12 protein-coding genes are annotated in these 13,874 nt (G+C 74.0%); 7 read left to right on the forward strand and 5 right to left on the reverse strand.

The window, feature by feature from the left end; all coding sequences use genetic code 11:
* Nucleotides 1-294 precede the first annotated feature (294 nt).
* Nucleotides 295-2,094 carry a hypothetical protein gene (locus ACWEO5_RS34975; RefSeq protein WP_452166146.1) on the forward strand — a complete coding sequence of 600 codons (1,800 nt, stop codon included), beginning with the start codon at nucleotides 295-297 and terminating at the stop codon, nucleotides 2,092-2,094.
* A gap of 155 nt (nucleotides 2,095-2,249) precedes the next feature.
* Here the strand turns inward: ACWEO5_RS34975 and ACWEO5_RS34980 are convergent, their stop codons facing one another.
* Nucleotides 2,250-3,149, reverse strand: coding sequence for a hypothetical protein (locus ACWEO5_RS34980; protein ID WP_452166147.1), 900 nt, complete (start codon nucleotides 3,147-3,149; stop codon nucleotides 2,250-2,252).
* A gap of 348 nt (nucleotides 3,150-3,497) precedes the next feature.
* Here ACWEO5_RS34980 and ACWEO5_RS34985 point away from each other — a divergent pair, with 348 nt between their 5' ends.
* On the forward strand, nucleotides 3,498-3,740 hold the full coding sequence (locus ACWEO5_RS34985) for a DUF397 domain-containing protein (RefSeq protein WP_344550587.1): 243 nt from the start codon (nucleotides 3,498-3,500) through the stop codon (nucleotides 3,738-3,740).
* 159 nt (nucleotides 3,741-3,899) lie between these two features.
* Here the strand turns inward: ACWEO5_RS34985 and ACWEO5_RS34990 are convergent, their stop codons facing one another.
* Nucleotides 3,900-4,421: an ATP-binding protein gene (locus ACWEO5_RS34990; protein WP_452166148.1), complete on the reverse strand. Its 522-nt coding sequence runs from the start codon at nucleotides 4,419-4,421 to the stop codon at nucleotides 3,900-3,902.
* Between the two features lie 414 nt (nucleotides 4,422-4,835).
* On the opposite strand from ACWEO5_RS34990, the gene ACWEO5_RS34995 reads away from it, so the two are divergent.
* Complete coding sequence (locus tag ACWEO5_RS34995) at nucleotides 4,836-5,702, forward strand: helix-turn-helix domain-containing protein (RefSeq protein WP_344550585.1); 867 nt, start codon at nucleotides 4,836-4,838, stop codon at nucleotides 5,700-5,702.
* 339 nt (nucleotides 5,703-6,041) lie between these two features.
* Here the strand turns inward: ACWEO5_RS34995 and ACWEO5_RS35000 are convergent, their stop codons facing one another.
* Entirely contained in the window at nucleotides 6,042-7,673 is a 1,632-nt protein-coding gene (locus ACWEO5_RS35000) for an MFS transporter (RefSeq protein ID WP_452166149.1), read from the reverse strand.
* Between the two features lie 88 nt (nucleotides 7,674-7,761).
* Here ACWEO5_RS35000 and ACWEO5_RS35005 point away from each other — a divergent pair, with 88 nt between their 5' ends.
* Nucleotides 7,762-8,181, forward strand: a complete 420-nt coding sequence (locus ACWEO5_RS35005) for a MarR family winged helix-turn-helix transcriptional regulator (RefSeq protein WP_452166150.1) — start codon at nucleotides 7,762-7,764, stop codon at nucleotides 8,179-8,181.
* A 135-nt stretch (nucleotides 8,182-8,316) separates the two neighbouring features.
* Here ACWEO5_RS35005 and ACWEO5_RS35010 read toward each other — a convergent pair whose 3' ends face one another.
* Nucleotides 8,317-9,264 carry a M56 family metallopeptidase gene (locus ACWEO5_RS35010; protein ID WP_452166151.1) on the reverse strand — a complete coding sequence of 316 codons (948 nt, stop codon included), beginning with the start codon at nucleotides 9,262-9,264 and terminating at the stop codon, nucleotides 8,317-8,319.
* Nucleotides 9,265-9,442: 178 nt separating this feature from the next.
* On the reverse strand, nucleotides 9,443-10,012 hold the full coding sequence (locus tag ACWEO5_RS35015) for a DUF5134 domain-containing protein (protein ID WP_452166152.1): 570 nt from the start codon (nucleotides 10,010-10,012) through the stop codon (nucleotides 9,443-9,445).
* A 356-nt stretch (nucleotides 10,013-10,368) separates the two neighbouring features.
* Between ACWEO5_RS35015 and ACWEO5_RS35020 the strand changes: the two genes are divergently transcribed.
* Genes ACWEO5_RS35020 through ACWEO5_RS35030 form a run of 3 tightly spaced genes read left to right on the forward strand, consistent with a single transcriptional unit; the run spans nucleotide 10,369 to nucleotide 13,681 of the window.
* Nucleotides 10,369-11,808, forward strand: coding sequence for a DUF6421 family protein (locus ACWEO5_RS35020; RefSeq protein ID WP_452166153.1), 1,440 nt, complete (start codon nucleotides 10,369-10,371; stop codon nucleotides 11,806-11,808).
* On the forward strand, nucleotides 11,805-12,593 hold the full coding sequence (locus ACWEO5_RS35025; protein WP_452166154.1) for an SDR family NAD(P)-dependent oxidoreductase: 789 nt from the start codon (nucleotides 11,805-11,807) through the stop codon (nucleotides 12,591-12,593). The genes ACWEO5_RS35020 and ACWEO5_RS35025 overlap by 4 nt, the downstream gene beginning before the upstream one ends.
* Complete coding sequence (locus ACWEO5_RS35030; RefSeq protein ID WP_452166155.1) at nucleotides 12,590-13,681, forward strand: threonine aldolase family protein; 1,092 nt, start codon at nucleotides 12,590-12,592, stop codon at nucleotides 13,679-13,681. The genes ACWEO5_RS35025 and ACWEO5_RS35030 overlap by 4 nt, the downstream gene beginning before the upstream one ends.
* The last annotated feature ends 193 nt before the right edge of the window (nucleotides 13,682-13,874 follow it).

The raw sequence follows: 13,874 nt of genomic DNA on the forward strand, positions 1-13,874 counted from the left end.
GCGCCTGTTCGCGGGCCCCGGCCTCGACCGTGCGCACCAGGTTGACCCGCAGCAGCAGCACCGGCACTCAGTGCGCCCGACTGATGGCAGACTGTGCAACTGGTCCGTCCAAGTGGAGGTTTGGTCCGATGACCACAGTTCAGCCCGGCGGGCCACCAGCACGGCACCGGCGCCCCGCCGCCCGCGTCCGGGAGCCCGCGGCCGGCCGCGCCGCCCCCGCCGGTCGACCAGGGCGGCCGCAAGTGGTCGGACGCCAAGGGCTGGGGCGGACGGCTGCCCGGGCCCGGCAGCGCGGTGCGGATCACCGACCGGGTGGTGCTGGACGCCGACGCGAAGGTCGGCTCGCTGCTGGTGGAACCGACCGGCTCGCTGGTGTTCGCCGCGGACCGGTCGCTGACCCTGGCCAGCAGCGGCAACGTCGAGGTGCGCGGCACCCTGGCGCTCGCCCCCGACGGCGCGCACACCCACGTCCTGCGCTTCCCCGAGGTCGACGAGCGCCGCTTCGCCGGCGGCGGCATGACGGTCGTCGACACCGACACCGGCCTGTGGGTCACCGGCCAGGGCTACCTGCGGCTGGACGGCGCCCCCCGCACCGCCTGGACCCGCGCCGCCACCGGGCTGAAGCCCGGCGACACCACCGTCCGACTGGCCGCCGCCCCCACCGGCTGGCAGCCCGGCGACGAACTGGCCGTCACCCCCACCGCGCCGCCCGACACCGAGGACTTCTCCACCTCGTACGACCTGGTGACCGTCAAGCGGGTCGACGGCGCCACCGTCACGCTGACCGGCCCGCTGAAGAACGCCCACCCCCGGGTGGCGATCGGCGGCGGCGCGACCTTCGGCGCCGAGGTGCTCAACCTCAGCCGCAACGTCCGGATCGAGGGCACCGAGAACGGCCGGGCCCACGTCCACCTCACCTCCAGCCGGCCCGCCGACGTCCGGCACGCCGCGCTGCGCTGGCTCGGGCCGCGGGCGAACGGGAAGGACAGCTGGAACGGCAAGCCGGTCACCGAGCCGGTGCTCGGCCGGTACGGGCTGCACTTCCACATGCTGCTGGACACCTCGCGCGGCACCGTGGTCGAGGGAGTGGTGGTCCGCGACGCCGGCAGCCACGCCTTCGTGCCGCACGCCAGCCACGGCATCACCTTCCGCGGCTGCATCTCCCACGACACCTGGGAGGACGCGTACTGGTGGGACGGCCCGATCGACACCCGCACCCCGCAGGGCCCCTCCGACGACATCGCCTACGAGGGCTGCGTCGCCTCCCGCACCGTCTTCGAACCCAACCCGCGCGGCTACCGGCTCACCGGCTTCAGCCTCGGCGCCGGGACGGGCTCCTCGGCCCGGGACTGCGTGGCCGTCGGCGTCCAGGGCGCCACCGGCGCCTCCGGCTACGAGTGGCCGGAGACCAGCGAGGGCGTCTGGACCTTCGAACGCTGCCTGGCGCACAACAACCTGGAGAACGGCGTCTTCGTCTGGCTCAACGCCGAGCACCACCACACCGTCACCCAGTACGCGGCCTACCACAACGGCGGCTGGGGCATCGAGCACGGCGCCTACCTCAACGACTTCGACTACACCGCCTCGGTGCTGTACGGCAACGCGGCCGGCGGCATCGCCGTGCACGCGCTCGGCCGCGACCAGGGCACCGTCTTCGACGGGCTGCTGATCGACGCCGCCGGGCAGTCCGACTACGCGGTCGCCACCCTCAAGCACCAGCTCGCCGGCGAGCGGGTCACCCTCAGCCGCAGCAGGCTGACCGGCTACCGCAAGGCCGGGGTGGCGTTCCGGGCCACCGGGGACGGCGAACCGGACGACATCGCCGTGCTGGACTGCGAGTTCGGCGGTGCCAAGGGCAGCGAGCTGTGGCTCGACCCGGAGGCGCCCGACCCCAAGCAGATCCTGTTCCGCCCGGCCGGGCAGGCGCAGACCGTCTCGCTCGGCAAGGCCGGGGGCGGCCAGGGCCTCGCGGGCACCCCGTGGAACGCGGCCACCGCCCCCGCCGAGGCGCCCGCCCCGCCGCGGGCCGTCGCGCTGCCCGCGCTCGCCTTCACCGACAGCGCGCCGAAGACCGGGCGGGTCACCGGGGGCTGAGCGCCGGGGGCGCCGCGGGCCGAACGCCGGTCGGGCCGCGGGCGGCAGGGCGCGTCGGGCACGGGCGGCAGGGCGCGTCGGGCGCGGGCGGAAAAGCGCGACGGGCGGGAGCGCGCCGATTCGCTGCCCCTGCCCGTCGCGGTCCCTGGTCGGCGTCAGCGCGCCGCGTGCGCCCCCGGGGAGGTGCGCTGCTGCTCGGCGGCCGCCTCGGCGGCCTCCAGCTGCTCCTGGGTGGGCTCGGGGAGCGCCGCCAGGTAGGCGGAGGCGATCAGCTGGCCCACCGTCGGGTAGGCGCCGATCGGGGCGGCGCTGGCGCAGCCGGTCTCCTCGGCCGCGGTGGCCAGCAGCTCGGGGTCGGCCTCCGGGCCGATCACCAGCGGGGCCAGCGCGGGGCGCTCGGAGCCGGTGGCCCGCAGGTGCGCCACGGCCGCGGCGACCGAGCCCGGCACGTCCAGGGCGGCCGGGACGACCGGGACCGCCAGCCGGGAGGCCAGCAGGACGCCGGTGATGCCCGCCGAGGCGGCCGCCTCCTCGCCGCCGACCGTGGTCAGCACCACGCCGTCGGCGGCGGTGGCGATGGCGAACAGCCGGGCCCGGTCGGCCCGGGCCAGCCCAGCCTCGGACAGCCGCACGTGCACGGCCTCGGCCAGCAGCGGGTGCGGGCCCAGCGGGTCCAGCACCTGGGCGCCGGTCTCGGCGGCCAGCTTGTGCAGTTCGGGCAGGAAGTCGTGCGGCCCGGGAACCAGCGGGACGACCACCGGCGCGGGCTGCCCCGACTCGGCGGCGGCCGCCAGCAACTCGGCCACCGTCGGCGCGTCCTCGCCGCCCAGGTAGGCCGCCGTCACCTCGATGCCCGACTGCTCGGTGCGGACGATGGACAGCAGCTCCTCGACGACCGGACGGTTCTCCGGCCCGGCGGCGGTCGGAACCGCCAGCACCAGGGCAGGCGAACCGGCCATGATCTCGGGGCGCTCGGGACGGCGGTGGCGCCCCCGCGCACGGGAGCCTGGCGTACGGACGGGCAGTGGCGCGCCCGGGATGGCTGCGGTGCTCATGCGCCAGATCGTAGGACATGTCCCCGCGCGCGTTGCAGTCGGATGCCGACAGCGGGCGGCTTTCGGTCGGGAAGTGACAGTGATCACAGTGCGAATCGTGACTGCCTGTGAACCGCGTTGTAGGGGGTGAAGATCGACAACGCGCTGACGGCTGTGTGCGGACGGTCATGGAGTGACTGGCGTTTCGCCCGGCTGTGTCCGCTTACGCACCGTCAATTACGCTGCTGTGAAGGCTTGGTGACGGCATCAGCACGTTCCTCTGCACGGGAAATTTCCCATGCTGATGCACGTGCAGGGGGGTTATCATCACGTCAAGTGAGGCATTCGCCAGGCTCTGGGGAGAAGACAATGCGTGAGGCGTACAACGGCATGGCGGCGACCGACCTGGACGGGGTGGTCTGGCAGAAGAGCCGTCACAGCAACTCGAAGGGCAACTGCGTGGAGTTCGCCGCGCTGCCGAACGGCGACGTGGCGATGCGCAACTCGCGCTTCCCCGGGGGCCCGGCGCTGGTCTACACCCGGGACGAGATCACCGCGATGCTGCTCGGCGTGAAGGACGGGGAGTTCGACCACCTGGGGGGCAACCCCTGACTGGGCTCCAACTCCCGCCAACCCGGGCCGTCGTGGGATCCATCCGCGACGGCCTCCGCTGTTCCGGGCGGCGGCCGCCGCACTGACGACTCGTCAATTCGACGGTCCGCCAAGGGGGTTTCGCTACGGCGGAGGCGGGGGGCCGTCGACGGTTTCCGGTCAGGCGGAACGGCGGTGCCGACCGGAGTTGGACAGCAGATCGGGTCCCTGCACGGCCGCGTGGGTGTCGAACAGCGCCCAGACCACCTTCCCGGCGCCGGCCAGCGGGTGCCACCCCCAGGAGCGGGAGAAGGAGTCCACCAGGTGCAGGCCGCGGCCGGACTCCGCCACGAAGTCGGCCTCCCGGGCGATCGGGCCCGCACTGGACGGGTCGCTGACCGCGCAGACCACCTGCGGGGAGCGGTGCACCAGGCTGATCCGGATCGGCAGCGCGTCGGCGGCCGCCGGCGGACCGCTCTGCGCCGGGACCCGGGACGGCTCGCTCTGGCCGAGGGCGTGCCGCAGCGCGTTGGTCACCAGCTCGGAGGCCACCAGCGCGACATCGTCGAAGATCTCCCCCAGGCCCCAGCCGTCCAGCGTCCGCCTGGTGAACTCCCTTGCGGTGCGCACCGCTTCGAAGCGGGGAGCGAGGGTGCAGCTGACCACATGAGGGTCGGTCGCCAGGACCGTACCGGTGCTCATGAAGAGCTCCTCCCATAAGGGGGCGGACACGGCGGGACCCACCGGGGTCATGCCGGTCACCTCCGACTCGCTCGGCCGTCGGGCCGCCGGGTCGACCGGTCCGCACACACAAGTACCCAGCGACGCGCGGGCGTTGCCGGGAGGGTGTGCGGGTTCGCGCATGGGGTCGACGCGGAGCCCGCGGGATTGCCAGGGCGTGCAAGTGCACGTGCACCATGGTCCTCTGCGCTCACGGCAGATGCAAGAGTCGATTCACGTGCAGTCGTGCGATTGGCATATGCATGGTCCGGATGCACGTGCAAGATGGACCCCGGAGTGGCCGAAGCGGTAGCACGCCGCACCACTATCGGCACTCAGTGCGCCCGACTGATGGCAGACTGTGCAACTGGTCCGTCCAAGTGGAGGTTTGGTCCGATGACCACAGTTCAGCCCGGCGGGGGCTCGATGGTGCGCCGCATCCTCCTCGGCTCCCAGCTCCGTCGGCTCCGCGAGGGCTGCGCCATCACCCGCGAGGACGCCGGCTACGCGATCCGGGCCTCCGAGTCCAAGATCAGCCGGATGGAGCTCGGCCGGGTCTCCTTCAAGGAACGGGACGTCGCCGACCTGCTCAGCCTCTACGGGCTCTCCACCGGCCCCGACCGCGAGGCCCTGCTGGCGCTGGTCCGCGAGGCCAACAAGTCCGGCTGGTGGCACAGTTACAACGACGTGCTGCCCAACTGGTTCCAGACCTACATCGGGCTGGAGGAGGCCGCCGCGCTGATCCGCACCTACGAGGTGCAGTTCGTCCCCGGCCTGCTCCAGGGCGAGGACTACGCCCGGGCGATCTTCGCGCAGAACCGGCCCGCCCTCGCCGAGGAGGAGATCACCCGCCGCGTCGCCCTGCGCACCCGCCGGCAGAAGCTCCTCACCGAGGGGCGCGGCCCCAAGCTCTGGGCCGTCATCGACGAGGCCGCGCTGCGCCGCCCGGTCGGCGGCCCCGAGGTGATGCGGGCCCAGTTGGAGCACCTGGTGGAACTGGCCCAACTCCCCAGCGTGGTGCTCCAGGTGATGCCGTTCCGGTTCGGCGCGCACGCCGGCGAGAGCGGCGCCTTCTCGGTGCTGCGCTTCCCCGAGCAGGACCTCCCCGACGTGGTCTACGTGGAGCAACTCACCAGCGCGCTCTACCTGGACAAGCGCGACGACGTCGACGAGTACCTGCAGGTGATGGAGCGGCTGTGCGTGGACAGCCTCACCCCGCAGCAGACGCTCGACCTGCTGCAGTCGATCCTCAAGGGCCAGTAGCCCGACGACCGGGGCGGTCCGGGGCGCTCCGGGACGGATGGCTCCGGACGGGCGGCACCGGCGCGGACGGCGTGCGCCGGTGCCCGGGGGGCGCGCGGCCGGTGCGACCGGTGCTCCCGACCTCCCGGCGCCCGGTGGCGGTTCGGTCTCGCCGCCGCCGGGCCGATTGACCGTGGCCCGCCGAACTGCCATGGTGTCTGCTCCGAAGTCCGCACCGCCCCTCCTGGTCGGTGCGGACGACGCGTGCCGGCTCCACCAACACGGGGGTTTGGTGGAGCCGGATTCCGACACACTGCCGGAGCGCGCCGGGCGGCGAGGGGTCGACCGCCCGGGGGTTCCTCAGTGCTCCACCCGCACGCCTTCCGCCGTCCGCGCGCCCGCCGCGCCCTCGGTGGTTCCCGCGCTCGGGCTGCCCGCGTTCCTGGTTCCCGCGCTCGGGCCGCCCGCGCTCGTGCTCTCCGCGTGGTCGGCCGTCGCGCGGCCGGAGCGGAGCGCGCCGGTCAGCGCGACCAGCAGGCCGAGCGCGGTGGTGCCCGTCACCAGCAGCAACGCGGGCCGGTAGCCCGCCAGTTGGGCGTGCGCGTCGGTGCCCCCGGCGCTGCCCGCGGTGAGCACCGCGGTGGTGACCGCCAGCACGATCGCGCCGCCGACCTGGAGCGCGGTGTTCACCAGGCCCGAGGCCAGGCCCTGTTCGTCGTCCGCCACCCCGGAGGTCGCCGCCACGTTGATCGAGGGGAAGGCCAGCGCGAAGCCGGCGCCGATCAGCAGCATGCTCGGCAGCGCCAGGTCGAGGAAGCCGCTGTGCTCGTCCAGCCGGAGGAACAGCGCGTACCCGAGCACCATCGAGGCCACGCCGACCGGCAGCACCCGGGCCGCGCCGAACCGGTCCAGCAGCCTGCCGACGGCGCCCGCCGAGAAGGCCACCACCGCGCCGCCGGGCAGCAGCCCGAGCGCCGTCTCCAGCGCCGACCAGCCGAGCAGCCGCTGCAGGTACAGCGTGGCCACGAACTGGAAGCCCGCGTAACTGCCCATCAGCGTGAGCGCCGTCAGGTTCGCCCGGCGGACGCCCGCGTCGCGGAAGATGCCGAGCCGGACCAGCGGGTGGGCGGTGCGGGTCTCGATCAGCAGGAAGGCCACCGCCAGCGCCACCACCAGGAGCAGCGACCCGACCGTGCGCGGCGAGAGCCAGCCCGCGCCCTGGGCCTCCGTCACCGTGAACACCAGGAGCAGCACCGCCGCGGTGCCGGTGATCGCGCCCGCCACGTCGTACCCGCCGGAGGCGCGGTGCTCGTCGCCGCGCCGGGGCAGCAGCTTGACGCCCGCGGCCAGCGCGATCAGGGCGACCGGGACGGGCATCAGGAAGGTCAGCCGCCAGCCCGCCGAGGTCAGCAGCCCGCTGATCACCAGGCCGAGCGAGAAGCCCGCCGCCGAGCAGGTGGTGTAGATCGACAGCGCCCGGTTGCGGGCCGGGCCCTCCGGGAACGTGGTCGTGATGATGGAGAGGCCGGCCGGCGCGGTGAACGCGGCGCTGACGCCCTTCAGGAAGCGGGCGCCGATCAGCAGCGGCCCGCTGTCCACCAGCCCGCCCAGCAGCGAGGCGGCGGCGAACACGGCCAGCGCGACCAGGAACACCCGGCGGCGGCCGAGCAGGTCGGCCGCGCGGCCGCCGAGCAGCAGCAGCCCGCCGTAGCCGAGGACGTAGCCGCTCACCACCCACTGCAGGGCGGAGTCGGACAGGTGCAGGTCGGCGCCGATGGACGGCAGGGCGACGCCGACCATCGAGACGTCCAGCGCGTCGAGGAACATCGCGGCGCAGAGCACCACCAGGGCGCCCCACAGGCGGGGGCTCCAGCGCCCGTCGGTCACGGGGGAGTCGGCCAGTGGGGTGTCGGCGGGTGGTGTGCCGGTCGGGCGGGCGTCGGCCGCGGAGGCGTCGACCTCGGGGGCGCTGATCACGGTCGTGTCGGTCATGGCACGGAACGCTACATGCATATGCATGAGATGCAAGTGCATTTAATGTGGACGCAACAGATGTGCGTGCATGTGCTACGGTGGCGGTGTGACCGACTTCGACCCAGACCGCGACTCCGCCGCGGAGACGGCGCTCGGCGAGCAGTGGCGCGCCCTGCTGGCCCGCCACGCGGCCACCTCCTGCGCCATCGACCGCGAGCTGGGCGAGGCGTTCGGGCTCGGCGTCAGCGAGTTCGAACTGCTGGAGCGGCTGCGGGAGTTCGAGCTGGATGAACCCGGCCGCGGTGAGCGGGCGCAGACCCTGGCCAACACCGTCCACCTCAGCCAGAGCGCGTTCTCCCGGCTGGTCGCCCGGATGGAGAAGGCCGGCCTGCTCCAGCGCACGCACTGCGTCGACGACCGGCGCGGCATCTACATCGCGCTCACCGGGGAGGGCCGCGAGCGCTACGCCAAGGCCCGCCCCGTGCACCGGCGGATCCTCGCCGAGACGCTCGGCTCCGAGGGCTGAGGCAACACCCGGATCCGGGAGCGAGGCCGGAGCCGGGATCGGAGCCGGGATCGGGGCCCGAAGCGGGATCGGGGCCGGCCCCGGGTCGGGGGAGCGCCGGGCTGAGCGGCCGTCAGCCGTCCCGCCCGGCCGGGCTCAGAGCAGCGCCGACAGCCCCGGCGCCACCGCCAGCAGCGCCGCGCCCAGCGGGGCCGCCAACGCCGCCAGCGTCCAGCCCAGCCGGGCCGGCACCGGCAGCCGGGGCTCGCCCAGCAGCAGCCGGTCCACCCGGGCGGGGGACTGCGCCAGCTGGGCCGGCGGGCAGGAGGCGAACACCGAGCTGTTCAGCTCCGCCAGCGCCAGCGCCGTGGTCACCCGCCCGTGCCGCCGCGCCGCCCGGTCGTCCGCCGCCAGTTCCACCAGCACCGCCACCTGGTCGCGGAACGCGGAGAACACCCCCACCCCCGGGAAGCCGGTGGCCAGCGCCTGCGCGCACTGCGCCAGCCAGTGGTGCCGGGCCCGGACGTGGCCGCGCTCGTGGCTCAGCACCGCCGCCAGCTCCCGGTCGGACAGCTGCTGCAGCGCCCCCGTGGTCACCACCAGCCGGGCCCGCGGCCCCGGCAGCGACCACGCCTGCGGCCGGACGTTCTCCAGTACCACCAGCGGCTCCCGCACCCGGCGTCGACGGGGCAGCAGCGAACTCGGCAACTCCGGCGCCCGGCTCACCAGTTGGGCGTGCCGGTGACCGCGCTCCGCGCGCGCCGAGCGGATCTCCCGGGCCAGGGACACCGCCGTCCACAGCCCGCCCGCCGCCAGCACCGCCGCCGACAACCGGCCCCAACCCTCCAGGCCCGCCAGCCCGTACGCGTCCTCCACCCCGGCCGGGGCGCCGGTGAACACCGCGTCCCGCCAGCCGGGCAGGGCGGCCGCGCTCGCCAGCAGCAGGCTCAGCAGGCAGCACAGCAGCACCGCGACCACCAGCATCTGCCACACCAACAGGGCCAGCACCGGTTCGCGCTCCGGCCAGCGGGCCCGGGCCAGGCGGCTCGGCGCCACGGTGGCGAGCAGTAGTCCGAGCAGCAGCAGGCTCAGCAGTGCCGTCATGGCAAGGGTCTCCCCGAGGGAGGGGGCGGGGGCGCGGCGGTGCGCCTCCCCCAACCTATGCCGCCACACGTCCGGGCGGAACGCCCGGGTGGGTCCAGTGACCAAGAGCACGCCCGGACACCGCCCCCGACGCCCCGTCAGCCCGCGCCGGGCGCGGTCCGCCGCACGTCCGCACGGCTCACATCCACAGCAGCATCGCGAACATCCCGATCCCCATCGCCGCCCGGCAGGCCCGCGGCAGCGGCGCCACCACCGGGCCGCCCGCCACCGCCGGGCCGCCCACCACCAGCACCCGGCTGCCCTCCCAGAGCGCGTACGCCCCGAAGTACACCAGCAGCGCCCCCGTCAGCACCGGCAGCCCGCCCGGCTGCCCGTGGTGCCCGCCGTGCCCGCCCGGCGCGCCGCCCCCGCCCGCCATCGCCAGCGCCATGTACGCCATCGCCAGCGCGCCGATCCCGTGGTGCAGCCGGTGCACCCGCAGCCCGGCCCCGCGCCCGGCCAGCGCGCCCACCAGCAGCACCGCCGCCAGCAGCGCGTACGGCCACCCCCAGAACACCCCCGGCAGCAGCGCCATCCCGGCCATGCCCAGTCCCATCGCGGCCTCCAGCACGTCCGACTCCCGGCGGGCCCGGTGGTGCCCGCCGCAGGCCGGATCGGCGCTCCAGCGGCGCACCCGCCACCCGCAGTAGCCGCCGCTGCCCGCGGCCAGCGCCGCCAGCAGCCAGCTCACCAGCGCCGGACCGTGCATCGCGTCCCCCTCCGTGCCCTCGGCACCGGACCCGCCGGACCGGGCCGCTCCTCCCACGATCACCGACCCCGCCCGGGCGCAGCAGGGCGTGAACGGGGGCGCACCGAGGCGTGACCGCTCGGGCGCGCACCGTGAGCGCCCCGGTGGCGGGCCCCCCGACCCCGGGGGATGGTCGGGGCAGACCGGCGGCCCCGCCCCCGCCGGCGCCGGAACTGTCCGTTTCATCCAGCGTGGCGGGAACGGCGGAGGGCGGTACTACGAACTGGAGCATCTTCCGTCCGAGTGACCTTGAGCCGGAGAACCTTTCGCATTTAACGTGGTCCTGTCGAAATAACTCCTGTCGAAGTGAGCCTGTGATGCAGAATCTTTCGCCGACGCTCGCGCTCGCGGGCGACGCCCACCGCACCGCCGCCCACGCCACCGGCCCGGCCGCCGACCGGAGCGCGGGCCCGGCCGGCCACCCCGCCTGGGCGCGCCTCAAGGCCGCCGTCGAGGCGCTCCGGCCGCTGCAGTCCAAGGACGGCTCGATCGACCTCGCCGCCGTGCCGCGCGCGGACGTCGACCCGCTGGTCGAGAGCGTGCAGGAGGCCGTCGTCGAACTGGCCCCGCTCTTCCCGCACGACGCCGACTACCTGGCCGCCGTCCGCGCCGACCTGCGCAAGTGGGCCGACACCGGCTACCGCGAGCCCGACTTCCTCGACTCGCTGCTGGCCTTCCGCCCGAACGAGCACCGCGTCGACGGCACCGGCCACCTGGTGGTCTTCCCGATGTACACCCAGAACGGCAACCCGGACCGCAACCTGGAAGCCGTCCTGCTGAAGGTCGTCTGGCCCGAGTGGATCGCCGAACTGGAGCGCACCCGCTTCGACAACCCCGGCTACCTCGGCATCGCCTTCGAGGACTTCACCGCCGGCTACGACACCAACTCCGCGGTGCTCTTCCCCGAGACCGTGGCCGTCCGCGAAGCGCCGGAACGTTTCACCTGGGGCGGCATCTTCTGCGACCGCGAGGCCGCCCGCTTCCGCGCCGTCACCACCAGCGCCGTCCGCCAGCTCGGCCTCGACATCCCCGCCGACGCCGCCGGACTGCTCGACGACCAGGACCGCACCCAGCAGACCTTCGTCCTGTGGGACCTCGTCCACGACCGCACCCACAGCCACGGCGACCTGCCGTTCGACCCCTTCATGATCAAACAGCGCAGCCCGTTCTGGATGTACGGCCTCGAAGAGCTCCGCTGCGACCTCAACACCTTCAAGGAGTCGGTCCGCCTGGAGGCCGAGGGCCACCCCCAGGGGCGCGACGTCCAGTACGCCATCCTCTTCGACCGCCTGTTCCGCTTCCCGGTCAGCGGCGACCGGGTCCGCAACTACGACGGCCTCGGCGGCCAGCTGCTCTTCGCCTACCTGCACAAGCACGACGCCCTGCGCTGGCGCGACAACCGGCTCACCATCGACTGGGCCCGGGTCGCCGACACCACCAACCAGCTCTGCGCCGAGATCGAGACCCTCTACCGCGACGGCATCGACCGGCCCAAGACCGCGCACTGGATCGCCGCCTACGAACTGGTCTCCCGCTACCTCACCCCGCACCCCGCCTCCACCTGGGCCAAGGGCCCCGAGGCGCTCCCGCTCGACCTCGCCGACGACAAGGCACTGCGCAAGGCGCTGTGCGACGCCGTCCACCCCGACGAGTTCCCGCTCAGCATGTTCTACGAAGCACTCGCCAAGAAGCTCGGCCGCGTCATCGCCGGCACCAAGGGCATCACCGGCACCAGCACCCAGGAGGCCGCCGCATGAGCACCCCCCGCCCCGCAGTCCGCCCCGCAGTCCGCCCCGCAGTCCGCCCCCTCGACGGCAAGGTGATCGCCGTCGCCGGAGCCAGCGGCCCGGCCGGCCGGGCCACCCTGCGCCGCCTCGCCGCCGACGGCGCCACCGTCATCGGCGCCGACATCGACCAGCACCGGCTGGACGCCGCCCTCGGGACCGTCCGCGACGCCGTCCCCGGCGCGGACCTGCACGGCCAGGTCATCGACCTGCTCGACCCGCAGGAGGTGCACGACTGGGCCGACCACCTGGAGGCCGAACACGGCCGCGTCGACGGACTCCTCCACCTGGTCGGCGGCTGGCGCGGCAGCAAGACCTTCTTCGACTCCCGGATCGACGACTGGGACTTCCTGCACGACACCGTCGTCCGCACCCTCCAGCACACCTCGCTGGCCTTCCAGCCCGCCCTGCTCCGCAGCCCCGCGGGCCGCTACGCCATGGTCTCCGCCGCCGCCGCGCACCGGCCCACCGCGGGCGGCGCCGCGTACGCCGCCGCCAAGGCCGCCACCGAGGCCTGGACCCTGGCGATGGCCGACTCCTTCCGCAAGGAGAGCACCGCCCCCGACGGCGACCCCACCGCCGCCGCCGTCATCCTGGTCATCAAGGCCCTGGTCAGCCCCGAGATGCGGGCCGAGAAGCCGGACGCCAAGTTCCCCGGCTTCACCGACACCGCCGACCTGGCCACCACCCTGGCGTCCCTCTGGGACCGCCCCGCAGCAGAACTGAACGGACAGCACCTGTGGCTGACAGCCCGATGAACCCCGTCACCTCCGCCTTCGGCCCGACCGACGCGGTGCGGCACCACGACCCCGCCGTCCGCGGTTTCGCCAGCGACAACTACGCCGGCGTCCACCCCGAGGTGCTCGCCGCGATCGCCCTGGCCAACGACGGCCACCAGGTCGCCTACGGCGAGGACGCCTACACCGAACACCTGCAGGCCGTCTTCCGCCGCCACTTCGGCGACCGCGCCGAGGCGTACCCCGTCTTCAACGGCACCGGCGCCAACGTCGTCGCCCTCCAGGCCCTGCTCCCGCGCTGGGGCGCGGTCGTCGCCGCCGAGAGCGCCCACATCAACGTGGACGAGGGTGGCGCCCCCGAGAAGCTCGCCGGCATCAAGATCCACACCGTCCCCACCCCCGACGGCAAGCTCACCCCCGCCCTGATCGACCGGCAGGCCTGGGGCTGGGGCGACGAGCACCGCGCCCAGCCGCTCGCCGTCTCGATCACCCAGTCCACCGAACTCGGCACCCTCTACAGCGTCGACGAGGTCCGGGCGATCTGCGAGCACGCCCACGAACGCGGCATGCTCGTCCACATGGACGGCTCCCGGCTCGCCAACGCCGCCGCCTCCCTCGGCGTCCCCTTCCGGGAGTTCACCACCGACGCCGGAGTCGACGTCCTCTCCTTCGGCGGCACCAAGAACGGCCTGCTGCTCGGAGAGGTCGTGGTCGTCCTCGACCCCGACAAGGTCCGCAACCTCAAGTACCTGCGCAAGATGTCGATGCAGCTCGCCTCGAAGATGCGCTTCGTCTCCGTCCAGTTCGAGGCCCTCCTCACCGGCGACCTCTGGCTCCGCAACGCCGGCCACGCCAACGCGATGGCCCGCCGCCTGGAGGCCGCCGTCCGCGACGTCCCCGGCGTCACCGTCGTCCGCCCCGTCCAGGCCAACGCCGTTTTCGCCCTCCTCCCGCGCGAGGTCAGCGAGCGCCTCCAGAAGCGCTACCGCTTCTACTTCTGGGACGAGCACACCGGCGAGGTCCGCTGGATGGCCGCCTTCGACACCACCGAGCAGGACATCGACGCCTTCGCCGCCGCGATCGCCGAGGAGATGGCCCGCCAGGACTGAGCCGGCCCGCACGGCTCGCCGGCTACGCACGCCGGATCGGGGACGGGACGCCGTTTGCACCCGCCGTCGATCCGGCGTAGTGTTGACTGGTCGCTCGGCAGGGAGCACCGGACACGCAATCCGTGTGGACGGTCCCGGGGCGGCCAATCCCCTGAGAAACCAGTTCGATGATCCGTGACGGGTCGCGTTCCTT

Source organism: Kitasatospora sp. NPDC004272, assembly GCF_053603035.1.